The organism is Pseudomonas sp. WS 5146, from assembly GCF_012985495.1.
GTDB lineage: Bacteria > Pseudomonadota > Gammaproteobacteria > Pseudomonadales > Pseudomonadaceae > Aquipseudomonas > Aquipseudomonas edaphica.
Genome location: NZ_JAAQWL010000002.1, coordinates 739413 through 764744, shown reverse-complemented (window position 1 = coordinate 764744; position 25332 = coordinate 739413). Strand labels below are relative to the sequence as shown.

Annotated in this window: 24 protein-coding genes; 15 read left to right on the top strand and 9 right to left on the bottom strand. The window is 61.0% G+C overall.

Annotated elements, in window-relative coordinates; translation table 11 throughout:
* Positions 1–220: 220 nt before the first annotated feature.
* A complete protein-coding gene (locus HBO41_RS08175) occupies positions 221–1072 on the bottom strand; it encodes a glycine betaine ABC transporter substrate-binding protein (protein WP_017136250.1) in 852 nt (283 codons plus the stop codon).
* A gap of 332 nt (positions 1073–1404) precedes the next feature.
* Between HBO41_RS08175 and HBO41_RS08170 the strand changes: the two genes are divergently transcribed.
* Positions 1405–2958, top strand: coding sequence for a glycosyl hydrolase family 17 protein (locus HBO41_RS08170; protein ID WP_169985743.1), 1554 nt, complete (start codon positions 1405–1407; stop codon positions 2956–2958).
* Between the two features lie 113 nt (positions 2959–3071).
* Here HBO41_RS08170 and HBO41_RS08165 read toward each other — a convergent pair whose 3' ends face one another.
* Entirely contained in the window at positions 3072–3440 is a 369-nt protein-coding gene (locus tag HBO41_RS08165) for a hypothetical protein (protein ID WP_099549028.1), read from the bottom strand.
* 235 nt (positions 3441–3675) lie between these two features.
* On the opposite strand from HBO41_RS08165, the gene HBO41_RS08160 reads away from it, so the two are divergent.
* Both HBO41_RS08160 and HBO41_RS08155 read left to right on the top strand, forming a co-directional pair.
* Positions 3676–4974: a serine protein kinase PrkA gene (locus HBO41_RS08160; RefSeq protein WP_017136247.1), complete on the top strand. Its 1299-nt coding sequence runs from the start codon at positions 3676–3678 to the stop codon at positions 4972–4974.
* Positions 4967–5755 (top strand): VacJ family lipoprotein, encoded by a 789-nt coding sequence (locus HBO41_RS08155; protein ID WP_017136246.1) that lies wholly within the window; start codon positions 4967–4969, stop codon positions 5753–5755. The genes HBO41_RS08160 and HBO41_RS08155 overlap by 8 nt, the downstream gene beginning before the upstream one ends.
* Positions 5756–5784: 29 nt before the next feature.
* On the opposite strand, the gene HBO41_RS08150 is transcribed toward HBO41_RS08155, so the two are convergent.
* Positions 5785–7782, bottom strand: coding sequence for an FUSC family protein (locus tag HBO41_RS08150; protein WP_169985741.1), 1998 nt, complete (start codon positions 7780–7782; stop codon positions 5785–5787).
* Positions 7783–7847: 65 nt separating this feature from the next.
* Entirely contained in the window at positions 7848–8753 is a 906-nt protein-coding gene (locus HBO41_RS08145; RefSeq protein WP_017136244.1) for a DUF808 domain-containing protein, read from the bottom strand.
* A 133-nt stretch (positions 8754–8886) separates the two neighbouring features.
* Here HBO41_RS08145 and HBO41_RS08140 point away from each other — a divergent pair, with 133 nt between their 5' ends.
* The gene (locus HBO41_RS08140) at positions 8887–9492 is read left to right on the top strand and encodes a TetR/AcrR family transcriptional regulator (protein WP_017136243.1); all 606 of its coding nucleotides are present in this window, start codon (positions 8887–8889) and stop codon (positions 9490–9492) included.
* Positions 9493–9702: 210 nt separating this feature from the next.
* Complete coding sequence (locus HBO41_RS08135) at positions 9703–10161, top strand: REP-associated tyrosine transposase (protein WP_099549031.1); 459 nt, start codon at positions 9703–9705, stop codon at positions 10159–10161.
* A 127-nt stretch (positions 10162–10288) separates the two neighbouring features.
* Here HBO41_RS08135 and HBO41_RS08130 read toward each other — a convergent pair whose 3' ends face one another.
* Positions 10289–10729 (bottom strand): heme-binding protein, encoded by a 441-nt coding sequence (locus tag HBO41_RS08130; protein WP_017136241.1) that lies wholly within the window; start codon positions 10727–10729, stop codon positions 10289–10291.
* Between the two features lie 256 nt (positions 10730–10985).
* On the opposite strand from HBO41_RS08130, the gene gcl reads away from it, so the two are divergent.
* The 8 genes from gcl (at position 10986) to HBO41_RS08090 (ending at position 20439) form a co-directional block, all read left to right on the top strand.
* The gene (gcl, locus tag HBO41_RS08125; RefSeq protein ID WP_099549032.1) at positions 10986–12761 is read left to right on the top strand and encodes a glyoxylate carboligase; all 1776 of its coding nucleotides are present in this window, start codon (positions 10986–10988) and stop codon (positions 12759–12761) included.
* 10 nt (positions 12762–12771) lie between these two features.
* The gene (hyi, locus tag HBO41_RS08120) at positions 12772–13554 is read left to right on the top strand and encodes a hydroxypyruvate isomerase (RefSeq protein ID WP_017136239.1); all 783 of its coding nucleotides are present in this window, start codon (positions 12772–12774) and stop codon (positions 13552–13554) included.
* A 172-nt stretch (positions 13555–13726) separates the two neighbouring features.
* A complete protein-coding gene (locus HBO41_RS08115) occupies positions 13727–14617 on the top strand; it encodes a 2-hydroxy-3-oxopropionate reductase (RefSeq protein ID WP_026013623.1) in 891 nt (296 codons plus the stop codon).
* Positions 14618–14785: 168 nt separating this feature from the next.
* Positions 14786–16066: a glycerate kinase gene (locus tag HBO41_RS08110; protein ID WP_099549033.1), complete on the top strand. Its 1281-nt coding sequence runs from the start codon at positions 14786–14788 to the stop codon at positions 16064–16066.
* Positions 16056–17471 carry a pyruvate kinase gene (gene pyk, locus HBO41_RS08105; RefSeq protein WP_099549034.1) on the top strand — a complete coding sequence of 472 codons (1416 nt, stop codon included), beginning with the start codon at positions 16056–16058 and terminating at the stop codon, positions 17469–17471. Before HBO41_RS08110 ends, pyk begins: the two co-directional genes overlap by 11 nt.
* 138 nt (positions 17472–17609) lie before the next feature.
* Complete coding sequence (locus HBO41_RS08100; protein ID WP_169985739.1) at positions 17610–18482, top strand: urea transporter; 873 nt, start codon at positions 17610–17612, stop codon at positions 18480–18482.
* A gap of 31 nt (positions 18483–18513) precedes the next feature.
* Positions 18514–19338 carry an ion transporter gene (locus tag HBO41_RS08095; protein WP_017136235.1) on the top strand — a complete coding sequence of 275 codons (825 nt, stop codon included), beginning with the start codon at positions 18514–18516 and terminating at the stop codon, positions 19336–19338.
* Positions 19339–19434: 96 nt separating this feature from the next.
* The gene (locus HBO41_RS08090; protein WP_169985737.1) at positions 19435–20439 is read left to right on the top strand and encodes a sulfate ABC transporter substrate-binding protein; all 1005 of its coding nucleotides are present in this window, start codon (positions 19435–19437) and stop codon (positions 20437–20439) included.
* 144 nt (positions 20440–20583) lie between these two features.
* Here the strand turns inward: HBO41_RS08090 and HBO41_RS08085 are convergent, their stop codons facing one another.
* Positions 20584–21198, bottom strand: a complete 615-nt coding sequence (locus HBO41_RS08085; protein WP_017136233.1) for a DUF5666 domain-containing protein — start codon at positions 21196–21198, stop codon at positions 20584–20586.
* A gap of 178 nt (positions 21199–21376) precedes the next feature.
* Between HBO41_RS08085 and HBO41_RS08080 the strand changes: the two genes are divergently transcribed.
* Positions 21377–22573, top strand: coding sequence for an MFS transporter (locus HBO41_RS08080; protein ID WP_169985735.1), 1197 nt, complete (start codon positions 21377–21379; stop codon positions 22571–22573).
* On the opposite strand, the gene HBO41_RS08075 is transcribed toward HBO41_RS08080, so the two are convergent.
* From HBO41_RS08075 to HBO41_RS08065, 3 genes are all read right to left on the bottom strand, one after another.
* Positions 22570–22974: a type II toxin-antitoxin system HicB family antitoxin gene (locus HBO41_RS08075; protein ID WP_099489991.1), complete on the bottom strand. Its 405-nt coding sequence runs from the start codon at positions 22972–22974 to the stop codon at positions 22570–22572. The two genes, HBO41_RS08080 and HBO41_RS08075, sit on opposite strands and share 4 nt — an antisense overlap.
* 11 nt (positions 22975–22985) lie before the next feature.
* On the bottom strand, positions 22986–23174 hold the full coding sequence (locus HBO41_RS08070) for a type II toxin-antitoxin system HicA family toxin (protein WP_169985733.1): 189 nt from the start codon (positions 23172–23174) through the stop codon (positions 22986–22988).
* Between the two features lie 115 nt (positions 23175–23289).
* Positions 23290–24411, bottom strand: a complete 1122-nt coding sequence (locus HBO41_RS08065) for a cytochrome P450 (RefSeq protein ID WP_138453469.1) — start codon at positions 24409–24411, stop codon at positions 23290–23292.
* A gap of 74 nt (positions 24412–24485) precedes the next feature.
* Between HBO41_RS08065 and HBO41_RS08060 the strand changes: the two genes are divergently transcribed.
* Positions 24486–25217 (top strand): helix-turn-helix transcriptional regulator, encoded by a 732-nt coding sequence (locus HBO41_RS08060; protein ID WP_169985731.1) that lies wholly within the window; start codon positions 24486–24488, stop codon positions 25215–25217.
* Positions 25218–25332 lie beyond the last annotated feature (115 nt).

Here is a 25332-nt window from a genome sequence, read left to right as displayed (position 1 = left end):
TATCCTCGCAGCACAGCTTTTTATTATTTTGGAACATATCCACTGTATGCGGCTGCGGAACAGGTTCCAGACGACCTTAGTAGTAGAGGGAGTGTAGCGAGGGTTTACGGGCGTGCGAGGCTAATGTGGGGCTTGCCCGCGATGGCGGTGTATCAGTCAAAACATCTGTGACTTATACGCCGCCATCGCGGGCAAGCCCGCTCCCACAAGGGTTAGTGCTTTATTTTGCGGTCCACTCGGCGACACGTTCAGGGTGCTTGGCGACCCAATCCTTGGCCGCGGCATCAGGCTTGGCGCCCTCTTGAATTGCCAGCATCACTTCGCCGATTTCGTCCTTGGAGGCCCACTGGAATTTCTTCAGGAAAGCGGCGACTTCCGGCGCTTTCTTCTCCAGGCCCTTGCTGCCGATGCTGTTGACGGTCTCAGCAGCACCATAAATCCCTTTTGGGTCGTCCAGAAAGCGCAGTTTCCACTTGGCGAACATCCAGTGTGGCACCCAGCCGGTCACCGCAATGGATTCCTGCTTGTCTTCGGCACGGGTCAGCTCGGCGATCATCGCAGCGCCCGAACTGGCTTGCAGTTTGTAGTCCAGGCCATAGGCCTTGATGGCTTCGTCGGTCTTGAGCATCACGCCTGAACCGGCGTCGATGCCGACGATCTTGTTCTTGAAGGTGGTGTCGGTCTTGAGGTCTTCGATGGACTTGGCTTTAACGTACTCCGGCACGATCAGGCCAATTTTGGCATCCTTGAAGTTGGGGCCGTAGTCGACCACCTTGTCCTTGTTCTTGGTCCAGTATTCACCGTGAGTCACGGGCAGCCAGGCGGAGAGCATGGCGTCGAGTTTGCCGGTAGCTACGCCCTGCCACATGATCCCGGTAGCGACCGCTTGCAGTTTCACGTCGTAACCGAGTTTTTCCCTGATCACCTCGGCCGCCACATGGGTCGTGGCAACGCTGTCGGACCAACCATCTACATAGCCGATGCTCAGGGTTTTGCTGTCGGCGCTGGCCAGTGTGGAGCCCATCGCAACTACCAGAGTGGCAGCTGCGCCCAAGAGTCGTCGCATCTTCATAATACTTCCCCGAAAGTGCTGCGCTCGGCGGATGCCGAGCGACGTCAACCTGTTGTTATAGGGTGCATCGCGCCCCCTTCACGCGCGTCGATCACGGTGGTGCGCCGCCAGTGGAGTGCTGACACTTCGATCATCAACCTGCCGGGGCCTTGGACCTGCTCTGTCAGCGACCTCGGGTAAGCAAGAAACGACATCACATCGCCAGCAGGACAGTTCCTAGGACTTGGCGTCAATTTCCCGCCCGAACTTTGCATGTCTAAATTATGCAGCCCCACTGGGACGGGCCAAATCCGGGTAAGATGCGCGCCTTTGCTCCCCCAGATAAGCTGACCATGCCCGCGACTGCCCGCTTCCCTGCCCTGCCCTATTTCTGCGCCTTGATCCTCGGCGTGCTTGCCCTCGTCGGCTATTGGTACGGCCTTGGCCGACCGGTGGTGTTGCCGGATGTGGCCAGTGCCAGCCACAAGATGCAATGCGCGTCCTACACGCCGTTCGACAAGGACCAGTCGCCGTTCGACCAGCCGTTCAAACTGCGCCCTGAGCGCATGGACGCTGACCTGGCCGTGCTCGCCACGCGCTTTGAATGCATCCGCACATACACCATGGTCGGCCTGGAAGCCCTGCCTGGCATGGCGCGCAAGCATGGTTTGAAGGTGATGGCCGGCGCTTGGGTCAGCAGTGACCCGGTGGCCACCGAAAAAGAAATCAAAGAACTGATTGCTGCTGCCAACGCCAACCCCGATGTGGTCACTTCGGTGATCGTCGGTAACGAGGCCCTGTTGCGCAAGGAAGTCACCGCCAAGCAGTTGGTGACGCTGATCCATCAGGTCAAAAGCCAGATCAAGCAGCCGGTCACTTATGCCGATGTGTGGGAGTTCTGGCTGCAACACCCGGAAATCGCCCCGGCGGTGGATTTCCTGACCATTCACCTGCTGCCCTACTGGGAAGATGACCCGTCGGGCATCGACCAGGCCCTCAAGCATGTTGGGGATGTGCGCCAGACCTTTGGCAACAAATTCGCCCCTAAAGATGTGCTGATCGGCGAGACCGGCTGGCCCAGCGAAGGCCGCCAGCGCGAAACCGCGGTGCCGAGCCGGGTCAACGAGGCCAAGTTCATGCGTGGTTTTGTGGCCATGGCCGAGGCCAATGGCTGGCGCTACAACCTGATCGAAGCGTTTGACCAGCCGTGGAAACGCGCCAGCGAAGGTGCAGTCGGTGGTTACTGGGGCTTGTTTGACGCCGACCGCCAGGACAAGGGCATCCTTGCCGGGCCGGTGAGTAACGTGCCGTATTGGCCGCTGTGGCTGGGCATCGGCGGCCTGATTCTGCTGGGCACTCTGGCACTGGGCGGCCGGGTGCGCAGCGCGCGTGCCGCATTCATGCTGCCATTACTCGGCGTAGTGGCCGCCTGCTCCATTGGCACCTGGGCCGAGCTGACCCGTGTCACAGCACGTTTCAACGATGAATGGGTGTGGGCGGGCTTACTGGTGGTGTTGAACCTGTTGGTACTGGCCCATGCCGCGCTGGCTTTAAGCGCTCGGGAAGCTTGGCGGGAACGCGCCTTCACTTGGCTGGAGCAACGCGCAGGTTGGCTGGTGGCAATTGCCGGGTTCGCCGGTGCAGTGATGATGCTGGCGCTGGTGTTTGACCCGCGCTATCGCAGCTTCCCAAGTGCGGCACTGGTATTGCCGGCACTGGTTTACCTGGTTCGCCCGGTCACCGGCCCGCGTCGGGAGATTGCGCTGCTGGCCTTCATTATTGGCGCCGGCATTGCGCCGCAGCTGTATCGCGAAGGCTTGTTGAACCAGCAGGCGTGGGGTTGGGCGCTGGTCAGCGGATTGATGGTTGTAGCGTTGTGGCGTTGCTTGCGGGTGCGCAAAGCTTAAAAATGCTATCGCAGGCAAGCCAGCTCCCACATTCGACCGCATTTCATGGGATGCACCCAATCTAATGTGGGAACTGGCTTGTCGAATCGTCGCACCGCTGCGATGAGGCTCTATCAGACGCCCCGAGGCTTCCTGACCAACCGCAACCCCGCAATCACCACCGCAAACACCGCAAACGTGGTGTTATACAACGCCAGTGCCGGCAACCCGAACACCATCCCCAACACCGCCAAACCCCAGCCCGCTCGCCCCGGCACAAAAAACGCCAGCACCGACGTGACCAATGCGGCCCAGCCCAATACCTTGAAGTGAATCATCAGCCCCAGGTTCGAGCGCAACTGGCATTCCCAGCGGCTGGCCTCGTCAACGCAGACCCCCACCCACTGGCCGTCTTCCATAAACCCGTAACGGGCGCCATAACTGGCGGCCAACCATAACGGCAGGGCAATAAGCAGCAGGATCAGTGGCAAACGACGGGACATGGGGTACTCCGATAGGCAAAAACGGCGCTCAGCTTAATGCGCCGGCAGCCGTTAGCAAGGCGCATACACACAATTAGTGTTCATCAATGCATGGCAACGTGTATCTTCTGGCTACTATTACCCCGATTCCGTGGTTTTTTCCGACTTTTAGTGCCGAGGGCTGGCACTTCGGTGGCAACGCGGTGGTCATAGCCTGCGAACTTCATTCAGCACGTTTCCTCTTAGGGATTAAGTCATGCTCCGTTCCTTGCGCTGCGCTGCCTTGCTGGGCAGCCTATTTTTGAGTGCGTCAGCACTGGCCGTCGATATCGACCCAGCCAGCTATGGCTACCCTTTGACCAACCCGTTCGAAGCGACTATCGCCACCACTCCGCCGAATCTGCGCCCGCAATTGCCGAGCGACGACGAGATCAACCAGTCCGACTACAGCCTGACCATGCGCCCTGAGCGCCAGTTCAGCCTGCCGGACAACTTCTGGGCGGTAAAGAAACTCACCTACCGCATCGCCAAGCAAGACCACGCCGCACCGCTGATTTTCCTGATTTCCGGCACCGGTGCGCGGTATGACAGCAGCATCAACGAATACCTCAAAAAGCTCTATTACAAAGCCGGCTACCACGTGGTCCAGTTGTCCTCGCCCACCAGCTTCGACTTCATCGCCGCGGCTTCGCGCTTCGCCACTCCCGGCATTACCCAGGAAGACGCCGAAGACATGTACCGCGTGATGCAGGCGGTGCGCGCGCAGAACTCCACGCTGCCGGTGACCGACTACTACCTCTCCGGCTACAGCCTGGGCGCTTTGGACGCGGCATTTGTGAGCAAGCTCGACGAGACCCGCCGCAGCTTCAACTTCAAGAAAGTGCTGCTGCTCAACCCGCCGGTCAACCTCTACACCTCGATCACCAACCTCGACAAGCTGGTACAGACCGAGGTCAAGGGCATCAACAACACCACCACGTTTTATGAGCTGGTGCTGAGCAAGCTGACCCGTTACTTCCAGCAAAAAGGCTACATCGACCTCAACGATGCCCTGCTCTATGACTTCCAGCAGTCCAAGCAGCACTTGACCAACGAACAGATGGCGATGCTGATCGGCACCTCGTTCCGCTTCTCGGCGGCCGACATTGCCTTCACCTCGGACCTGATCAACCGTCGCGGCCTGATCATCCCGCCGAAATACCCGATCACCGAAGGCACCAGCCTCACCCCGTTCCTCAAGCGTGCGCTGCAATGCGACTTCGACTGCTACCTCACCGAACAAGTGATCCCGATGTGGCGCGCGCGCTCCGACGGCGGCAGCCTGCTGCAACTGATCGATCAGGTCAGCCTGTATGCCCTCAAGGACTACCTGCACGACAGCCCGAAAATTGCCGTGATGCACAACGCCGACGACTTGATCCTCGGCCCTGGCGACCTGGGTTTCCTGCGTAAAACCTTCGGCGATCGCTTGACCGTCTACCCGTTGGGCGGCCACTGCGGCAACCTCAATTACCGCGTCAACGCCGACGCCATGCTGGAGTTCTTCCGTGGCTAAATATCTTCTGCTGCTTGCCGCCTTGATGTGCGCAGGCGTGGCCAATGCCGACAACAGCAAGGCCCACGAGCCGGTCAAAGTCGGCGCCGACGGCTTCAAGGAACCGCTGACCAAACTCAAGTTCAACCCGGGCCTGGACCAGCGTGAATTCGAGCGTTCATCACTGACGGCACTTAACGTCTATGACCCGCTGGAGTCGTGGAACCGCCGCGTGTACCACTTCAACTACCGCTTCGACCAATGGGTGTTCCTGCCGGTGGTCAACGGCTACACCTACGTCACTCCCAGCTTCCTGCGTACCGGTGTGAGCAACTTCTTCAACAACCTGGGCGATGTGCCCAACCTGGTGAACAGCCTGTTGCAACTCAAGGGCCACCGCTCCCTGGAAACCACCGGGCGCCTGCTGCTCAACACCACCATCGGCATCGCCGGCCTGTGGGACCCGGCCACCGCCATGGGCCTGCCGCGCCAGAGCGAAGACTTCGGCCAGACCCTGGGCTTCTACGGCGTCCCTGGCGGCGCCTACCTGGTGCTGCCGATCTTCGGGCCCTCGAACCTGCGTGACACTACCGGCCTGATCGTCGACTACGGCGCCGAGACCGAGATCAACTTCCTCAACGTCTCCAAGGTCAGCGAAAACCACCCGGAAATCTGGGCTTTGCGCGCCGTCGACAAGCGCTACCAGACCAGCTTCCGCTACGGTCAGATGAACTCGCCGTTTGAGTATGAAAAGGTGCGCTACATCTATACCGAGTCGCGCAAGTTGCAGATCGCCGAGTAACCTCCCTGCAGGAGCTGGTTCGCCAGCTCCTACTGCTCAACGCCCCGTTGACACCATTTCTGCCAGGTAAACCGCAACTGCAGCACCGCCGCCCTGGCCATCTCCCGATCCTGCTCCGTCAACCCCGACGGCTGCTCAAGTGCTTGAAGCAGTGCAGCACTTGGCCCATCCAGCATCCCCGCCGTTGCCAAGCCTGGCCCCGCGTGCCTGAGTATCACCGCCAACTGCCGCAGATAATTATCACGCTCGCCAGCCAAGGCGCCCTGGCTGCCCGCAAGGCTTGCACGCAACTCCAGCAACTCATCACCCAGGTCCAACCCGAGCAGGCCATTGTCCCAATGGGTACGACGCTCGGCGGGCAAGGTTTGGCTGTAGCGTGACAGGCGAATCAAGCGATCGGCCATGCGCCCGCCAAACCAGCTCTCGGCCTGCTCCAGAGGGCGCGAAGTCAACTGCGCCAAATCGAACAACGAAGCCTTGAACATACGCCGGTAGTGTCGCTCGCCAGGGTTGAGCTGAATCAGGCGAAACACCAGCACCGCAATCCCGACGCCCACCAAGGTCGCGATGGCCTTGTTGAGGAAGGCGGCAATGTCGTAGCTCATCAGGTTACTCGGCCCGACGTTGTTGACGAAGAAGATACAAAACGCCGAAGCGGTGGCCACAAGTTTTGCCCGGCTCATGCACAGCGAGGCGAAAAACAACGGCACGCCCAACGCCACGCATAACAGCGCGAAAGCATCAAACCCGGGCAACAAGGCAAAGCGCACAAAGCCGGCTATCGGGATCGACAGCGCAATGCCCTTGAGAAAATTGAGGCCCGACGCAGAAGGGTTTTCCCGTGCGGCAAACAGGCTCAAGACCACGCCGCTGATCGACACTGCGCCCAGGCCCGAGGGCCAGTCGGTAAAAATCCAGAATGCCGCAACGGCCAGAAACGCCAAGGCACTGCGCAGCCCACCGAGCATGCCTTGCTCGATATCCCGATGCCAGGACAGGGCGCCTGGCGCACCGGGCGGCACCCTGCCAGCTTCGACGGCCGCCAGGGTCACTGTGCCCACGTCAATCAAGCGCAGCACCTCGGCCAATTGCACCAGGCAAAAGTGCGCCTCCGCGCTCAAACCTGGATCACCCAGCGCCAACCTCAGGCGCTGCGAGAGTGCAGGCAGCGCATCGGGCCGCTCTTGCTGTAGCGTCGCGGCCACCTCGTCCACCCAAGGCGCCACGCGGGTCGTATCTTCCAGCATCAGTCGCTGCCGTGCCACGCCGCGGGCCGCGCGCAAGAGTCCCAGCAAGTCCCGGCTCAGCACCCGCAGCGCCTGGGATCTGCGCCGGCCCTTGGGGCCTTCGAACCAGGCATGGTCACGCTGGGCATCAACTGCAACCAGACGGCCCAGTGCTTCGAGCAACCCCTTGCGCTGATCGGTGCCCAGCAGCTCCGACGCCGCGGCGCGCAGGCCCGCCTGCCAGGCCGCACGGCCTTGAACCGCCAGCGTCTGCTCAACCCGGCGCGGCCATAAAATCGTGCTGGCGATAGACGCGCAGAGAATCCCCAGGCTGATTTCCTGGCAACGGGCTACCGCCTCATCGAAAACCCCAAGCGGCGCCGCAGTCGCAGGCAGCGCGATAATCGCCGTGGTGTAGCCCGCCAGCACAAACCCATAAGAGGCGTGATTGCGCAGCAACGACGCGCCTGTGGTGCAAAACGCCAACCACAACGCCATGCACAGTAGAAACAACAAAGGCGCTTGGCCGAAGACAGCAATCATCACCACCGAAGCCGCCGCGCCCACAAACGTGCCCAGTAACCGATAGGCACCCTTGGCCAAGACCATGCCGCTGGTGGACTGGCCGACGATAAATACCGTGGTCAGCGCCCATTGCGGCTGCTGCAAGTCCAAGCAAAAGGCCAGATACAACGCGACCCCGCCGGCGATCATGTTGCGCAACGCAAACAGCAGATCGTCCCGCGAGGGCGCCAGGGTGGCTTGCCAGAAGTCAGGCAGTTGAAACGTGGAAAGCTTCATTCAGCGAACACATAGATAGCTAGCTAATGATTAGCATAGTATCTATATGCCCGCCGAATGCCAATCTAGCGTTTCAGCGCGCGCCACACTTTGCCTACCAGTGAAACCACGGCCAGCACCAGCGCCCCGGCAATAATCCCGGCCACTGCGTTGAGCAACGTAGGCATCAACCACGCCGCCGCGCCGACACTCTGGCTGAGCGTCTCGATCCAGTGATGCACCGCCGGCACGCCATGGGTGAGTATGCCGCCGCCGACCATGAACATCGCCGCTGTGCCGATCACCGACAGACTTTTCATCATGTAAGGCGCGGCGCGCAAGATCGCCCCACCGATACTGCGAGCCGCCTGGCCGGGCTTTTGCGTCAGCCACAGACCCAGGTCATCGAGCTTGACGATACCGGCCACCAGCCCGTACACGCCAATGGTCATGACAATGGCGATGCCCGACAGCACTATCACTTGCTGCATCAAAGGCGCATCCGCAACGGTACCCAGGGTGATGGCGATGATTTCCGCCGAGAGGATGAAATCGGTGCGAATTGCACCTTTGATCTTGTCCTTCTCAAATGCCACCAAGTCAGTCGCCGGATCAGCCACGGCTTCAACCAGGTGAGCCTGTTCTTCGGTGCGTTTATGCAAGAAGGTGTGCGCAAGCTTCTCAAAGCCTTCAAAACACAAATAGGCGCCGCCGAGCATCAACAGCGGCGTGACCGCCCACGGCGCAAAGGCGCTGATCAGCAATGCCGCCGGCACCAGGATCAGTTTGTTGACAAACGACCCCTTGGCCACCGCCCACACCACAGGGATTTCCCGCTCGGCGCGCACGCCGGAAACCTGCTGGGCGTTGAGTGCCAAGTCATCGCCCAGCACGCCGGCGGTCTTCTTGGCGGCCATTTTGGTCATCAGCGCAACGTCATCGAGTACGGCGGCGATATCGTCGATCAATACCAACAAGCTGCTTCCTGCCATCAATCGGGCTTCCATAAGAATGAGAAACGCCGAGCATAGCGCGGCGCAAAGCTTTACGGGCGCATTCTTGAGGCTCGCGGATAGCCGGTGCTACCATGCACAACCGCCGATCTGGCAAGGAAACTCCTGGTTTATGAGCACCATTCGCGAGCGCAATAAAGAAAAGATCCTGCGGGCGGCCAGCGAGGAGTTTGCCGACAAGGGCTTCGCCGCGACCAAAACCAGCGACATCGCCGCCAAGGCCGGGCTGCCCAAGCCCAACGTCTATTACTATTTCAGGTCCAAGGACAACCTCTACCGCGAGGTGCTCGAAAGCATTATCGAGCCGATCCTGGCCGCCTCCACACCGTTCAACCCCGAGGGCGAGCCGTCGGTGGTGCTGAGCAACTACATCCGCTCGAAAATCCGCATCTCCCGCGATTTGCCGTTTGCGTCCAAGGTGTTTGCCAGCGAAATCATGCACGGCGCCCCGCACCTGAGCCCCGAGCAGATCGAGCAGCTCAACGCCCAGGCCAAGCACAACATCAACTGCATCCAAAGCTGGGTAGATCGCGGCCTGATCGCCGCCATAGACCCCAACCACCTGATGTTCAGCATCTGGGCGGCGACGCAGACCTATGCCGATTTTGACTGGCAGATATCGGCGGTGACCGGCAAAGCCAAGCTGGATGAGGCGGATTATGAGGCGGCGGCGCAAACGATTATTCGGTTGGTGTTGAAGGGGTGTGAGTTGGGTTGATGGGCCGAGGTGCCGGTGCTATTCGCGAGCAAGCCCGCTCCCACATTTTGATCCGCGCGAGACATAAATTGTATTAACACCGCAGACCCCATGTGGGAGCGGGCTTGCTCGCGAAAGCGCCCATCCAGACACATCCTGCCAAAAGCCTGCCGATCAGCATCAGCCACCGAGATCTAGCCTCTCAGAACCCATCTGAAGAGAGGCCATGGAATGCCTGATCTAGCGACTTCACACCGCCTGCGCATCGGGCGGTTCAGCGAACCGAACCGCGTCTACCTGATCACCACCAACACCCAGGAGCGAGTCCCACTATTCGGCGACTTTCACCTCGGCCGCCTGGTGGTCTGGCAGTTCAGACTGGCCCAATACCAAGGCCTGGCTAATTCATTGGCCTGGGTGGTGATGCCAGACCATTTCCACTGGCTGATCGAACTGCAAAAAGGCTCGTTGGGGGATTTGATGTGTCAGGTGAAATCCAAAAGTACGCGATCGGTGAATGGTGCAACCGGGCGCAAGGGCCGGCTTTGGCAAACCGGTTTTCATGATCGGGCACTGCGCAGGGAGGATGATTTGGTAAAAATGGCCAGGTATGTGGTGGCCAATCCACTGCGAGCAGGGTTGGTAGAGCGGATTGGCGACTATCCGTTGTGGGATGCGATTTGGGTTTAAAGCCAAGACCGGGTCGCCGCCTTCGCGAGCAAGCCCGCTCCCACACTTGACCGAGTTCCACCTTTGGAATGCAGCCAAGTGTGGGAGCGGGCTTGCTCGCGAAGAGGCCCTTACAGTCACCACAGAATCAAGCAGAAACCCCCGCATCCGCCAACAACCCCACCCCCTCGATAGCCGTAATCGCGCACTGCTCATCAATATCCGAGGTATCTCCGCTGATCCCGATCGCCCCCAGCACTACCCCATCCTGATTCCGTATCAACACACCACCCGGTGCCGGCACCACGCTGCCCTGCCCCAGGCTGTTCAACGCGGCGATAAACGCCGGGCGCTGCTGTGCGTCCAGCGCCAGCAAGCGCGAGCCCTTGCCCAGTGCAATCGCGCCCCAGGCCTTGCCGATGGCGATTTGTGGGCGCAGCAGGCTGGCGCCGTCTTCGCGTTGCAGGGTGATCAAGTGGCCGCCGCTGTCGAGCACCGCAATGGTCAGCGGCGCGGCTGAGATCGTGCGGCCTGCGGTGAGGGCCTGACTGGCGAGTTGGGTGGCAAGTTTCAAGGTTAAAGCGCTCATGGTGCCGTCCTTCTTTTGTTATTGGGAATGCGGTGGAGGTCTGTTTGATCAGATGCTCGATCAAACAAATAGAACACAATGACATTTATTTTTGTATACAATATTTTCGCACAAAGGCTCCACACGTCGAAAAAAGTGCTTCCGACGAACGCCATGGCCACTTTGCAAAATGCATTGACCTTCGCCGCTCGCCGTGAATACACTTTGCCCAGACACCACTTGTATACAATTACAAAACGCAAGAGGCACCAAAACCATGAGCAAAATGAGAGCAATCGAAGCCGCCGTCCTGGTAATGCGCCGTGAAGGCGTGGACACCGCCTTCGGTATCCCGGGCGCCGCGATCAACCCGCTGTATTCGGCCTTGCAGAAGGTCGGTGGCATCGATCACGTCCTTGCTCGCCACGTTGAAGGCGCCTCGCACATGGCCGAGGGCTACACCCGCACCAAGGCCGGCAATATCGGCGTGTGCATCGGTACTTCCGGCCCGGCGGGCACCGACATGGTCACCGGCCTGTACAGCGCCTCGGCCGACTCGATCCCGATTCTGTGCATCACCGGCCAGGCCCCACGTGCACGGATGCACAAGGAAGACTTCCAGGCCGTGGATATCACCAGCATCGTCAAGCCGGTGACCAAGTGGGCGACCACTGTTCTGGAGCCCGGCCAAGTGCCCTACGCGTTCCAGAAAGCCTTCTATGAAATGCGCTCCGGCCGCCCTGGCCCGGTGCTGATCGACCTGCCGTTCGACGTGCAGATGGCCGAGATCGAATTCGATATCGACGCCTACCAGCCACTGCCGCTGGCCAAGCCCTTGGCTACGCGCATCCAGGTGGAAAAAGCCCTGGCGCTGCTGGATGCGGCCGAACGCCCCTTGCTGGTCAGCGGTGGCGGCGTGATCAATGCCGACGCCAGCGAGTTGCTGGTTGAATTTGCTGAACTCACCGGCATCCCGGTGATCCCGACCCTGATGGGCTGGGGCACGATCCCGGACGATCACCCGCTGATGGTGGGCATGGTCGGCCTGCAAACCTCGCACCGTTATGGCAACGCAACGATGCTCAAGTCGGACGTGGTGCTGGGCATCGGCAACCGCTGGGCCAACCGCCACACTGGTTCGGTGGAGGTATACACCGAAGGCCGCACGTTCATTCACGTCGACATCGAACCGACGCAGATTGGCCGCGTGTTCACGCCGGACCTGGGCATAGTGTCCGACGCCGGTTCTGCGCTGACGATGTTCATTGAAGTGGCCCGCGAGTGGAAAGCCGCCGGCAAGCTCAAGGATCGGAGCGCCTGGCTGCACGACTGCCAGCAGCGCAAGGCCACCCTGCACCGCAAGACCCACTTCGACAACGTGCCGGTCAAGCCGCAACGCGTGTACGAAGAGATGAACCAGGTGTTCGGCAAAGACACCTGCTACGTCAGCACCATCGGCCTGTCGCAGATTGCCGGCGCGCAATTCCTGCACGTATACAAGCCACGTCACTGGATCAACTGCGGCCAGGCCGGCCCCTTGGGCTGGACCATTCCGGCGGCACTCGGCGTGGTCAAGGCCGACCCGAGCCGCAAGGTGGTGGCGTTGTCGGGCGACTATGACTTCCAGTTCATGATCGAAGAGCTGGCGGTGGGCGCGCAGTTCAAGCTGCCGTACATCCACGTAGTGGTGAACAACTCCTACCTGGGCCTGATTCGCCAGGCCCAGCGCGGGTTTGAAATGGACTACTGCGTGCAGCTGTCCTTCGACAACCTCAACGCGCCGGAACTCAACGGTTATGGCGTCGACCACGTCGCTGTCGCCGAAGGCTTGGGTTGCAAGGCGCTGCGCGTATTCGAGCCGGGCCAGATCCAGCCGGCGTTGCGCAAGGCGCAGGAAATGATCGAAGAATTCAAGGTTCCGGTGATTGTTGAGATTATTCTGGAACGCGTGACCAATATTTCCATGGGCACCGAGATCAACGCCGTCAACGAATTCGAAGATCTGGCCCTGGTCGGCAACGACGCGCCGACTGCCATTTCCCTGCTCGATTAAGGAGAACCCTATGCCGCGTTTTGCCGCCAACCTGTCCATGCTGTTTACCGAGCAGGACTTTCTCGCCCGTTTCAAAGCGGCCGCCGACGCCGGCTTCCAGGGTGTGGAATACCTGTTCCCGTACGAGTTCAGCTCCGCCGAGATCAAGGCGCAGTTGGATGCCAACGGCCTGACCCAAGTGCTGTTCAACCTGCCGGCGGGTGACTGGGCCAAGGGCGAGCGCGGTTTGGCGTGCCACCCGGACCGGGTCGAGGAGTTCCGTGCCGGGGTCAAGCTGGCCATCGCCTACGCCCAAGTGCTGGGCAATACCCAGATCAACTGCCTGGCCGGGATTCGCCCCGCCGGTGTGGATGACGAAACCGTAGAAAAGACCTTTGTCGCCAACCTCAAGTACGCCGCCGACAAGCTGCAAGCGGCGGGCATCAAGCTGGTGATGGAGATGATCAACACCCGCGACATCCCGGGTTTCTACCTGAACAACACGGCGCAGGCCCTGTCGATTCGCGAGCAGGTGGGCAGCGCCAACCTGTTCCTGCAATACGACATCTACCACATGCAAATCATGGAAGGCGACCTGGCCCGAACCATGGCTGCGCACCTGGGTGAGATCAACCACATCCAGTTGGCCGACAACCCTGGGCGTAACGAGCCGGGGACCGGGGAGATCAACTATCGCTTCCTGTTCGAGCATCTGGATCGGATTGGTTACACCGGTTGGGTCGGCTGTGAGTACAAGCCGCTGACCACCACCGAAGCGGGACTGGGTTGGCTCAAGACCCATAACGCCATCTGACTGACACAACACAAAAGAATGTGGGAGCTGGCTTGCCTGCGATGCAGACACTGCGGTGTATCAGGCAAAACCGGGTGATGCCATCGCAGGCAAGCCAGCTCCCACATTTGGATCTTCAGTGTTTGGTGGACCGTGTCCGCCCTGCACCTAGAATAAAAAGAGGATGTTGATCATGGCTAAAATCGGATTTATCGGCACCGGCATCATGGGCCAACCCATGGCCGCCAACCTGCAAAAGGCCGGCCACCAACTGTTCCTGTCCGAGCATCACGGCAAGGCGCCCGAAGCCCTGATCGCGGCCGGCGCCGTGGCCTTGGCCAACCCGCAGCAAGTCGCCCAGGAAGCCGAGTTCATCATCGTGATGGTGCCCGACACCCCACAGGTGGACGATGTGCTGTTCCGCGCCGACGGTGTTGCCGCCGGCCTGTCACCCAACAAAGTAGTGATCGACATGAGTTCGATCTCCCCCACCGCCACCAAGGCCTTTGCCGCCAAGATCAATGCAACCGGCGCGCAATACCTCGACGCGCCTGTGTCCGGCGGTGAAGTCGGCGCCAAGGCCGGCACCTTGAGCATCATGATCGGTGGCGAGCCGCAGACGTTCGAACGCGCCCTGCCGCTGTTCCAGGCCATGGGCAAGAACATCACCCTGGTCGGCGGCAATGGCGATGGCCAGACCGCCAAGGTGGCGAATCAGATCATCGTCGCGCTGAACATCCAGGCAGTGGCCGAAGCACTGCTGTTCGCATCGAAGAACGGCGCCGACCCGGCCAAGGTGCGCGAAGCGCTGATGGGCGGGTTTGCTTCGTCGAAGATCCTGGAAGTGCATGGCGAGCGCATGATCAAGGGCACCTTTGATCCGGGCTTCCGCATCAACCTGCACCAGAAAGACCTCAACCTGGCGCTGGCCGGGGCCAAGGAGCTGGGGATCAACCTGCCGAACACGGCTGGCACGCAGCAGGTGTTCAGCACGTGCACGGCGATTGGTGGCGGTAATTGGGACCACTCGGCGCTGATCAAAGGGTTGGAGCATATGGCGAATTTTTCGATTCGCGATAAGTAATTCGATTTGAAATGCAGGCCAATGTGGGAGCTGGCTTGCCTGCGATAGCGGTCTTTCAGTTAGACATTCATTGCCTGGTACACCGCTATCGCAGGCAAGCCAGCTCCCACATTTTGATCCCGTTTCAAGTCTTAATTCTAATAACAAGAATCCCCCGGGAGCCCGCTTATGTCGGTCGATCCGCAACACCTGCTTCGCGAGCTGTTTGCCACAGCCATCGACGCCGCCCACCCCCGACAAGTCCTTGAACCTTATCTGCCCGCCGACCGCAGCGGCCGTGTAATCGTGATCGGCGCCGGCAAAGCCGCGGCCGCCATGGCGCTGGTGGTCGAGAACTGCTGGCAGGGCGAAGTCTCGGGCCTGGTGGTCACCCGTTACGGCCACGGCGCACCGTGCAAGAAAATCGAAGTGGTCGAGGCCGCACACCCGGTGCCCGATGCGGCCGGCCTGGCCGTCGCCAAGCGTGTGCTGGAACTGATCAGCAACCTCACCGAAGACGACCGCGTGATCTTCCTGCTCTCCGGCGGTGGTTCGGCCTTGCTGGCCCTGCCCGCCGAAGGCATCACACTGGCCGACAAACAAACCATTAACAAAGCCTTGCTCAAATCCGGCGCGACCATTGGCGAGATGAATTGCGTGCGCAAGCACCTCTCGGCCATCAAGGGCGGCCGGTTGGCCAAGGCCGCATGGCCGGCGACGGTGTACACCTACGCCATCTCGGATGTGCCGGGCGACCAGGCCACAGTGATCGCCTCCGGCCCCACCGTCGGCGACCCGAGCACCTCGCAGCAAGCCCTGGCGATTCTCAAGCGCTACGGCATTGAGGCGTCGGCGTCGGTGCGCAGCTGGTTGCAGAACCCAGCCTCGGAAACCGTCAAACCCGGCGACCCGGTGCTCGCCCGCAGCCACTTCCAATTGATCGCCCGCCCGCAGCAATCGCTGGAAGCGGTAGCGGTGAAAGTTCGCCAGGCCGGGTTCAGCCCGTTGATCCTCGGTGACCTCGAAGGTGAAGCACGCGACGTGGCCAAGGTACACGCCGGTATCGCCCGGCAGATCGTGCAGCATGGCCAGCCCTTGGCGGCGCCGTGCGTGATTCTCTCGGGCGGTGAAACCACCGTCACCGTGCGCGGCAATGGCCGTGGCGGGCGTAATGCCGAATTCCTGCTGAGCCTGACCGACAGCCTCAAAGGCCTGCCCGGCGTGTACGCACTGGCCGGTGACACCGACGGCATCGACGGCTCCGAAGACAACGCCGGCGCAATCATGACCCCGTGCAGCTACCGCCGCGCCGAAGCCCTGGGCCTGTCGGCCAGCGACGAGCTGGACAACAACAATGGCTATGGCTACTTCGCCGCACTCGACGGTTTGATCGTCACCGAGCCGACCCGCACCAATGTCAATGACTTGCGCGCCATCCTGATTCTTGAGACTGCCAAACATGACGCCTGACAAGAAAGTCAAAATCCTCGCCACCCTCGGCCCGGCCACTGACGGCATCGATGACATCCGCGAGCTGGTGGAAGCCGGGGTGAATATCTTCCGGCTGAACTTCAGCCACGGCGAGCATGCCGACCACGCCCAGCGCTACCAGTGGATTCGCCAGGTGGAGCGCCAGCTCAACTACCCGCTGGGCATCCTCATGGACCTGCAAGGGCCGAAACTGCGGGTCGGGCGCTTTGCCGAGGGCAAAGTGCAACTGGTGCGCGGCCAGGCGCTGCGCCTGGACCTGGACCCGACCCCGGGCGATCAGCGCCGGGTCAACCTGCCCCATCCCGAGATTATCGCGGCGCTGGAGCCGGGCATGGACCTGCTGCTGGACGACGGCAAATTGCGCCTGCGCGTGATCACCAAACATGCCGACGCCATCGACACCACCGTGCTCAATGGCGGCGAGCTGTCCGACCGTAAAGGCGTGAATGTGCCGCAAGCGCTGCTGGAACTCAGCCCGCTGACCGCCAAGGACCGCCGCGACCTGAGCTTCGGCCTGGAGCTGGGCGTGGATTGGGTGGCGCTGTCGTTTGTGCAACGTCCGGAAGATATCCGCGAAGCCCGCGAACTGATCGGCGACAAAGCCTTCCTGATGGCCAAGATCGAAAAACCCTCAGCCGTGCTGCGCTTGCAGGAGATCGCCGAACTGAGCGACGCGATCATGGTTGCAAGAGGCGACCTGGGTGTGGAAGTGCCCGCCGAGAGCGTGCCGCAGATCCAGAAAGACATCATCAGCACCTGCCGCCAATTGGGTAAACCGGTGGTAGTAGCCACGCAGATGCTCGAATCCATGCGCTTCTCACCGGCACCGACCCGCGCCGAAGTGACCGACGTGGCCAACGCCGTGGCCGAAGGCGCGGACGCGGTGATGCTCTCGGCCGAAACCGCCTCGGGCGAATACCCACTGGAAGCCGTACAGATGATGAGCAAGATCATCCGCCAAGTGGAAAACGGCCCGGATTACCAGGCGCAACTGGACGTGAGCCGGCCCAAGGCGGATGCCACGGTGTCGGACGCCATCAGCTGCGCGATCCGGCGCATCAGCAGCATCCTGCCAGTGGCGGTTCTGGTGAACTACAGCGAGTCCGGCAGTTCCAGCCTGCGCGCGGCGCGGGAACGGCCGGTGGCGCCGATCCTCAACCTCACGCCGAACCTGTCCACGGCGCGGCGGCTGAGTGTGGCCTGGGGCGTGCATTCGGTGGTCAATGACCGGCTGCGCCAGGTGGACGAGGTGTGCTCGACGGCGCTGGAGATTGCCCAGGCGCAGGGCATGGCGCAGCGCGGGGACACCCTGGTGATTACCGCGGGGGTGCCGTTCGGGCAGCCGGGGTCGACCAATTCGTTGCGTATCGAGACGTTGATTTAGCGTCTGTAAGGGCCTCATCGCGGGCAAGCCCGGCTCCCACAGTTGATTGGGTTCACACCTCTTTATGTGTGAACACAGCCAACTGTGGGAGCTGGCTTGCCTGCGATAAGGGCAACTCGGTCTCACTGACTAACCACCATGCACAACCCAACCTGCCCCGACTGGGCCGAAGCGCTGCTCAACGGCTTCAGCCAGATATTCCTGCAGCGCCAGCCGTTGTGCGGCCTGCTGTGCCTGTTGGCCATCCTGATCGGCGCCCCGGCCTTGCTCGGCGGGGCGTTGCTGGGCGGCCTCGCCGGTTTGCTCACGGCCCAGCGCCGGGGTTATCCCAAGGCAGAGCGCCAGGCCGGCCTGTATAGCTACAACGGCGTGCTGCTGGGTGTGTTGATCAGCCAGCACTTCGCCTGGTCTGCGTTGTTGCCGCCGTTGATCCTGGCGTGCGGCGGCCTGAGTGCGATGCTCACGCGGCTATGGTTGAAACATACCCATCACCCGGATGACTTGTCCGCGTACACCGCGCCCTTTGTCGGCCTGGGTTGGCTGTTGATCGGCAGCGCGCCTCAGCCTACGTTTGCCTTGGTCGAGCCCAACTTCTTTGCGATTGTCAGCGCGCCCTTTATTGGCCTTGCGCAAGTCATGCTGCTGGACCAACCACTGGCGGGAGTCTTGATTGCCGTCGGCTTGTTGTTGGCCAACCGTCGCGCCGCCCTGTGGGCCTTGATCGGCGCTACTGCTGGCGTGCTGGTCGCTCTACTGCTCGACGAACCCGCCAGCGCCCTCCTCGGCCTGCACAGCTACAACCCGGCGCTGGCGGCACTGGCCTTGAGCCAGTCACGACGCCAGCCGTGGCTGCCACTGCTGGGCATCCTGCTGGCGATTATCCTCACACCCGGTTTTGCCACCCTGCACCTGCCCGCGTTGACTGCGCCGTTTATCCTCGCCTGCTGGCTGGTGCGCGCCACGCAGCGGATGTTCAAAGCCCGCGTGGACAGCCCGTTCGAATCCCCCTAGGCTTGCTCGATATTCGATTCAGGCGGGTTTTATGAACAGCAACAGCGACTGGCGCCAGCGCCTCTATGTCATGGTATTCCAGAGCGACACCGCAGCCGGGCGGCGCTTTGACGGCATCCTGCTACTGATCATTCTTGCCAGCATTGTGATCGTGATGCTCGACAGCATCGACGAAATCCACCAGAACTACGCCGATGTGCTGGCCTATATCGAATGGGGCTTCACGCTGATCTTCGCCATCGAGTACGGCTTGCGGCTGTACTGCTCGCCCAAACCCTTGCGCTATGCCTTCAGCTTTTATGGCTTGGTGGACTTGCTGGCCATCGTGCCCGGCATCCTCGCGCTGTATTACAGCGATGCCCAATACCTGCTGATTATCCGCATCATTCGGATGCTGCGGATTTTCCGCGTGCTCAAGCTCAGCCCGTACCTCAAGCAAGCCAACTACCTGATGGCGGCGCTGCGCGGCAGCAAGCAGAAGATCGTGGTGTTCCTGGTCAGCGTGTGCACCCTGGTGACGGTATTCGGCACCCTGATGTATGTGATTGAAGGCCCGGAGCACGGGTTTACCAGCATTCCCAAGGGCATTTACTGGGCGATCGTGACCCTCACCACCGTAGGCTTTGGCGATATCGTGCCGAAGACGCCGCTGGGCCAGGTGATCTCATCGCTGGTGATGATCACCGGTTACTCGATCATCGCCGTGCCCACCGGGATTTTTACCGCTGAACTGGCCAGCGCCATGCGCGGGGAGCAGCTGGAACACGATTGCCCGGTGTGCAAGAAAAACAGCCACGAACCCAACGCGGCGTTTTGCTCGCGCTGCGGCAGTAATCTGTTTCATAAAGTGGAATAAGCACAGTACGTTTTAATCTTTAAAAGCCTATGCAGGCCCGGCTATAGTCGCTGGCAAATTGCCCCCAGTCTTCTCTCGAACAACAAGGAATGAGCAGTGAAAAAAATCCTCAGCGCCACTCTTCTGGCCGCGGGCCTGGCCCTGGCCGGTGCCGTACAAGCCGCACCGGTCACACTGCTTAACGTCTCCTACGACGTGATGCGCGACTTCTACAAGGACTACAACGCCGCCTTCCAGAAGCACTGGGAAGCCGAACATCCGGACGACAAGCTGACGTTGCAGATGTCCTTCGGCGGTTCCAGCAAACAAGCGCGCTCGGTGATCGACGGCCTGCCGGCCGATGTGATCACCATGAACATGGCCACCGACATCAATGCCCTGGCGGACAACGGCAAACTGGTGCCGGACAACTGGGTGACCCGCCTGCCGAACAACAGCGCGCCGTTCACCTCCGCCACCGTGTTTATCGTGCGCAAGGGCAACCCCAAAGCCCTGAAAGACTGGCCCGACCTGCTCAAAGATGGCGTGCAAGTAATCGTGCCCAACCCGAAGACCTCGGGTAATGGCCGTTATACCTACCTGTCGGCCTGGGGTTATGTGCTGAAAAATGGTGGTGATGAAGACAAGGCGAAGAAGTTCGTCGGTGAATTGTTCAAACATGCACCGGTGCTGGACACTGGCGGCCGTGCTGCTACCACCACCTTCATGACCAACCAGATCGGCGATGTGCTGGTAACCTTTGAGAACGAAGCCGAAATGATCGCCCGTGAATTCGGCCGTGATCAGTTCGAAGTGATCTACCCAAGCGTCTCCGCCGAAGCCGAGCCGCCGGTGTCGGTGGTCGACAAAGTGGTCGACAAGAAAGGCACCCGTGTGGCTGCCGAGGATTACCTGAAGTACCTGTGGTCGCCGGAAGGCCAGGAAATCGCCGCCAACAACTACCTGCGCCCACGTGACCCGAAAGTGCTGGCCAAGTACACCGACCGCTTCCCGAAAGTCGACTTCCTGTCGGTGGAGAAGACCTTTGGTGACTGGCGTACCGTGCAGAAGACCCACTTCAATGATGGTGGGGTTTTTGACCAGATCTATTCGGGTCAATAACTGAAGGTACGCGGTAAAAAATGTGGGAGCTGGCTTGCCTGCGATAGCATCCCCTCGGTGTGTCAGTTACACCGAGGGGATGCTATCGCAGGCAAGCCAGCTCCCACACAAGCCAGCTCCCACATTTGTTTTGTGTTGGGTCCGTTACATCGGCGGTGTCACGCCATCCTTGCCGGCCGAGATCGCCTGGGCCGTAATGGTCCCATCCGCGCCCTGCGCCGCAAACAACACCACCTTCACGCCCGCCTTGAGCAAGCTGCGATCGCCCGGCTCCAGGTTCACGATCGGCACATCATCCGGCACCACAATCTTCTGCTCGCCGCCTTTGTACTTCACGGTCAGGGTGCGCCCGTTGCTGACCACCAGGTCGCCAACCGTGCCGTTGGTCATGCTGCTGCCTTCTTTCAAATCAAACGCGCGGTGCCCGTCACCCGTGCCGGCCATGGCCGGTGGGAATACGTGGACTTCCAGCGCAGTCAGGGTGCCATCGGCGTTCGGCATGGCAGCCGAGCCAATGTAGCTGCCGGGCTTGATCTCATCGATCTTGGCCAAGGTAACGGCGCGTACCTGGGTGGCCGGCGTCAGATGCACCACAACCTCTTCGCCACTGTTGACCTTGACGTGCATCGCGTCACCGTCCATCGCAGTAATGGCGCCGCGTACGCCGACCCGTGGGGCCTCGGCGGCGTTGGCCAGCCCGATGGCCATGGCCGCAGCCAGGGTGGAGGCCAGGAGCATCTTGTTCAGCGTGATTTTCATCGCAGTGGATTTCCTGTTTCGACAGTTATGCCTGAATGTATCATTGGCGCTCGCCCCAAAAGTTAACGATTCAGTCATTAATTTGCGGCATGAGTGATATCAATGCGCGCGCTCTACACCGGCGCAGACGTTGTCTTTACTCTCGCCCGCTACCTTCCTTCGCTTGAATGAGAACACCATGACCGCTACCTCACACGCTTCAAGCACCATGACCCGAGGCATGGTGATGCTGTTTGCGTTCTGTTGCGGCGCCATTGTTGCCAACATCTACTACGCCCAGCCGATCATCGAGTTGATCGCGCCGGACATCGGCCTGACCCCGGCACTGGCGAGCCTGATCGTCTCACTCACGCAAATCGGCTATGCCCTGGGCCTGTTCTTTCTGGTGCCGCTGGGCGACCTGCTGGAAAACCGCAAGCTGATGATCATCACCAACCTGGTGGCCATCGCCAGCCTACTGGGTGCGGCGTTTGCCGAGCAGCCGAATGTGTTCCTGCTTGTGTCGTTGCTGATCGGCTTCAGTTCCGTCTCGGTGCAGATTCTTATCCCGCTGGCCGCGCATCTGGCGCCCGCCGAGTCCCGAGGCCGTGTAGTCGGCAGCATCATGGGCGGCCTGTTGCTGGGCATCCTGCTGGCGCGGCCGGTGTCCAGCCTGGTGGCTGACCACTTTGGCTGGCGTGCAATGTTCATGGCGGCCGCCGCGGTGATGGTGTTTATCAGTGCCGTGCTGATGCTGACTATCCCCAAGCGCCAACCCGACCACAGCGCCAGTTACGGCCAACTGCTGGGCTCGCTGGGTACCTTGCTGCGCAAGCAACCGCTACTGCGTCAGCGCGCCTTCTACCAAGGCTGCATGTTCGCCACCTTCAGCCTGTTCTGGACCGCTGCACCGTTGGAGCTGGCGCGTAACCACGGCCTGAGCCAAAGCGAAATCGCCCTGTTTGCCCTGGTCGGCGCCCTGGGCGCGATCGCCGCGCCTATCGCCGGGCGCCTGGCCGATGCCGGGCACACGCACCGCGCTTCACTGCTGGCCATGCTGTTTGCCGCGTTGAGTTTTCTGCCAGCCTTTATGCACCCGTTGTACAGCGTGATCGGCCTGGCGGTGACCGGCGTGGTCCTGGACTTCTGCGTGCAGATGAACATGGTCCTCGGCCAACGCACCATCTACGCCCTCGACGCCAACAGCCGCAGCCGCCTGAACGCGCTGTACATGACCAGCATCTTCATCGGCGGCGCCTTCGGCTCGGCGATTGCCAGCAGCGTGTATGAACACGGCGGCTGGCTGGGCGTGATGCTGGTGGGCAGTGCGTTCCCGCTGGTGGCGTTGTTGCGGTTCCTGGGTGCTTCGCGCCAGGCCGAGGTGGCTACCGCTTAAGAACGCACCAACTTCTCCAACGCCGCATCCGCCAGAAACGACGAGCGGCTTTTGACCTTGTGCTCGCGCACATAGCGGTCGATGCGCTGAATGACATAACCGGGCAAGGTCACATTGACCTTTTCGGTCTTGCCCAGATAGGGCGAGATATCCAACTCCAGCATCCCCCAGCCCATGCCTGCGTAATCTTCGTGGGCATGGTGGTTGGCCACTGACGTCGGCATCGGAATCACCCCGCCTTCGGCCGCGATCTCTTGCAGCAGGATGTGGGCGATTTCTACCGCTGCGTTATACGCCTCTTCAAAACTGTCCCCGGCAGTGACCGCGCCTGGAATATCGGGGATCTGGATACCGGTGGCGGTGAAGTCATCGCCCCATTCGATACACATTGGGTATTGCATGCATGCTCTCCTTAAAACTGAATCAGCCCGGCGCGCTTTCTGATGCTGCGGACCGTGCCCATAGGCAGGTCCTTTTTGGGAGGAGGCACCGGGATCGTGTACGGGTTATAGCGGTGGGTAAAAACATGATGACTGCCCGTGACCCGATCCAGCACCCAACCCGCCTCTTGCAGCTCCTTGATCAATAACCTGCTTTGCACCCCTGCCTCCTTGGCTTGGCCCGAATAAAAGTAACCCTAGAGTTATCTTTACTCAAGCACAGTTTTTGTTAGTCGGACTGCCGGGTGTTTTGCTGAATATTGAAATGCAGAAGAGTTACTGGCTTAGCGTCGCGGCACTGAACCTGGGGATACGGCCGTTAAGCGAGGGCCAGTAGCTGAACCGGCCAGCGTCCGCCAGCAAGGCAGGCTGATGACGCAACAAACCCAACAGCGCTTGCGCGGCGATCGTCAACGCCATCTGTTGGCCTGGGCACTGATGGCGCCCGATACCAAAGCTGAACAGCCGCCGTTGCGCGCGCTCCAACTGGAAGCTATCAGGATTGGGGTTGGCCTCAGCGTCCCGATTGGCCGACGCCAGCAGGACTAAAACACTCTCTCCCGCCGCCAACACCCGGTTGCCGATGGTGCAGCGCGCCGCCACGAATCGCCGTGTGTTTTGCACCGGTGAATCGTAACGCGCCACCTCCTCCACCAGCGCCGTGGCGAGGGCTGGCGTGCGCATAATCTGCGCAACCCGCTCAGGGTGCCGCGCGAGCATCACCAGTGAGTTGCCGATCAACCCGGCGCTGGCTTCGCAGGTCTGCGACAACAGGCCGATCAAATTGGCCGTCAATACCTGCGCACTTTCCCAGTTGCCAGTGCGGATATGAGCCAGCAGCGCTGTTTCTTCCAACACCGCACAAAACATCTGCTGCAACTGCGACGCGCCGGCCTGCGCATTGCACAACTGCGCTTCACTGCTCAGCGGTGAAAGGCCGGCGACAAACGCCCGCGTTAGCCCGGCGACACACGCCAGCTGTGGCGCCGGGCATCCCAGCAGCGACGCGACCACCGAGACGGGCAAGGTAAACATCAGCGCATCCAGGGTCTGCACGCTGCCGATCAACCGAGCGACCCGTTCAGCAATGGCCGACGCCTCCACCGCCGCCAACGCCGGTTCAATCGCCGCCCGCGGGCATCGATGCGCCGGGCCTTCGTTCATGCGCATCAACCGCGCAAAAACCTGTCCTGCCGCGCCCTGTGCAAGCGCCTTGGGCACCGGCTCATGCAACGGGCGTACGCGACAATCCGGGTGTGTCAGCACCGCCTCCACCGTCTTGGCGCGGCTGGCGACCCACAGCCCCAACTCGGCATCGAACAGCAGTTCTTCATGGCGACGCAGGCTTGCGTAATACGGATAGGGATCAACATGGGTAGCGGCTTGCAGCGGTGTCATCCGGGACGTCCTGTGCTTAAAGAAGCGTTACTATCGGCCCTCCCACGCGGCAATGATTCGTTCAGGAACGAAATATGAACGCCTTTGATGATGACGCGGCACTCTCACAAATCGCCGGTGCGATAGCAGAGCCTGCGCGCACAAAAATGCTCTGCGCGCTGATGGATGACCATGCGCGCACCAGTACCGAGATGGCCGTGATTGCCGGCGTCAGCACCTCGACGGCCAGCGCCCACTTGGCCAGGCTCAAGGACGATGGCCTGCTCAAGCTGCACACCCAGGGCCGACACCGCTACTACAGCCTCGCCGGCGCACACGTGGCCCAGGCCATCGAAGGGTTGATGGTGATCAGCCGCAACACCGCCCAAGCATTTGTCCCCAGCACGCCCAACCGCCTGCAGCTCGCACGCACCTGCTACGACCACATGGCCGGCACGCTGGCGGTGCACCTGCACGACCATTTCATTGCCTCTGGTTGGCTGGTTGGCGACGGCACCTATGCACTGACGGCCCCCGGCGAAACCGCAATGATCGCGTTGGGGCTGAATATGCCTGCGTTACGCGCGCAACGTCGGCGTTTCGCCTGTGCCTGCCTGGACTGGAGCATGCGCCGCCCGCATTTGGCCGGGGCATTGGGCGCAGCGGTCTTGCAGTGCGTGATTCGTCGTGGGTGGGTGACTCAGGATCTGGACAGCCGCGCGCTGGGGGTCACCGCCAAGGGGCGCAAGGCGTTTGCAGCGCGCTTTGGAGTCGAGTGGTTGAAGCAAGAGCCAGATCAAGTGCAAAGCAAAAGCCTATCTACCTGATGCAACACAGTCTAAATGTGGGAGCTGGCTTGCCTGCGATGCAGGCACCTCTGCACATCAGGCACACCGAGTTGATGCCATCGCAGGCAAGCCAGCTCCCACAGGGTTATGCGGT

What these genes read in the sequence shown, in the direction of transcription:
- HBO41_RS08175 (WP_017136250.1), bottom strand. Translation starts at nt 1,072, where the DNA reads ATGAAGATGCGACGACTCTTGGGCGCAGCTGCCACTCTGGTAGTTGCG.
- HBO41_RS08170 (WP_169985743.1), top strand. Translation starts at nt 1,405, where the DNA reads ATGCCCGCGACTGCCCGCTTCCCTGCCCTGCCCTATTTCTGCGCCTTG.
- HBO41_RS08165 (WP_099549028.1), bottom strand. Translation starts at nt 3,440, where the DNA reads ATGTCCCGTCGTTTGCCACTGATCCTGCTGCTTATTGCCCTGCCGTTA.
- HBO41_RS08160 (WP_017136247.1), top strand. Translation starts at nt 3,676, where the DNA reads ATGCTCCGTTCCTTGCGCTGCGCTGCCTTGCTGGGCAGCCTATTTTTG.
- HBO41_RS08150 (WP_169985741.1), bottom strand. Translation starts at nt 7,782, where the DNA reads ATGAAGCTTTCCACGTTTCAACTGCCTGACTTCTGGCAAGCCACCCTG.
- HBO41_RS08145 (WP_017136244.1), bottom strand. Translation starts at nt 8,753, where the DNA reads ATGGCAGGAAGCAGCTTGTTGGTATTGATCGACGATATCGCCGCCGTA.
- HBO41_RS08140 (WP_017136243.1), top strand. Translation starts at nt 8,887, where the DNA reads ATGAGCACCATTCGCGAGCGCAATAAAGAAAAGATCCTGCGGGCGGCC.
- HBO41_RS08135 (WP_099549031.1), top strand. Translation starts at nt 9,703, where the DNA reads ATGCCTGATCTAGCGACTTCACACCGCCTGCGCATCGGGCGGTTCAGC.
- HBO41_RS08130 (WP_017136241.1), bottom strand. Translation starts at nt 10,729, where the DNA reads ATGAGCGCTTTAACCTTGAAACTTGCCACCCAACTCGCCAGTCAGGCC.
- gcl (WP_099549032.1), top strand. Translation starts at nt 10,986, where the DNA reads ATGAGCAAAATGAGAGCAATCGAAGCCGCCGTCCTGGTAATGCGCCGT.
- hyi (WP_017136239.1), top strand. Translation starts at nt 12,772, where the DNA reads ATGCCGCGTTTTGCCGCCAACCTGTCCATGCTGTTTACCGAGCAGGAC.
- HBO41_RS08115 (WP_026013623.1), top strand. Translation starts at nt 13,727, where the DNA reads ATGGCTAAAATCGGATTTATCGGCACCGGCATCATGGGCCAACCCATG.
- HBO41_RS08110 (WP_099549033.1), top strand. Translation starts at nt 14,786, where the DNA reads ATGTCGGTCGATCCGCAACACCTGCTTCGCGAGCTGTTTGCCACAGCC.
- pyk (WP_099549034.1), top strand. Translation starts at nt 16,056, where the DNA reads ATGACGCCTGACAAGAAAGTCAAAATCCTCGCCACCCTCGGCCCGGCC.
- HBO41_RS08100 (WP_169985739.1), top strand. Translation starts at nt 17,610, where the DNA reads ATGCACAACCCAACCTGCCCCGACTGGGCCGAAGCGCTGCTCAACGGC.
- HBO41_RS08095 (WP_017136235.1), top strand. Translation starts at nt 18,514, where the DNA reads ATGAACAGCAACAGCGACTGGCGCCAGCGCCTCTATGTCATGGTATTC.
- HBO41_RS08085 (WP_017136233.1), bottom strand. Translation starts at nt 21,198, where the DNA reads ATGAAAATCACGCTGAACAAGATGCTCCTGGCCTCCACCCTGGCTGCG.
- HBO41_RS08080 (WP_169985735.1), top strand. Translation starts at nt 21,377, where the DNA reads ATGACCGCTACCTCACACGCTTCAAGCACCATGACCCGAGGCATGGTG.
- HBO41_RS08075 (WP_099489991.1), bottom strand. Translation starts at nt 22,974, where the DNA reads ATGCAATACCCAATGTGTATCGAATGGGGCGATGACTTCACCGCCACC.
- HBO41_RS08065 (WP_138453469.1), bottom strand. Translation starts at nt 24,411, where the DNA reads ATGACACCGCTGCAAGCCGCTACCCATGTTGATCCCTATCCGTATTAC.
- HBO41_RS08060 (WP_169985731.1), top strand. Translation starts at nt 24,486, where the DNA reads ATGAACGCCTTTGATGATGACGCGGCACTCTCACAAATCGCCGGTGCG.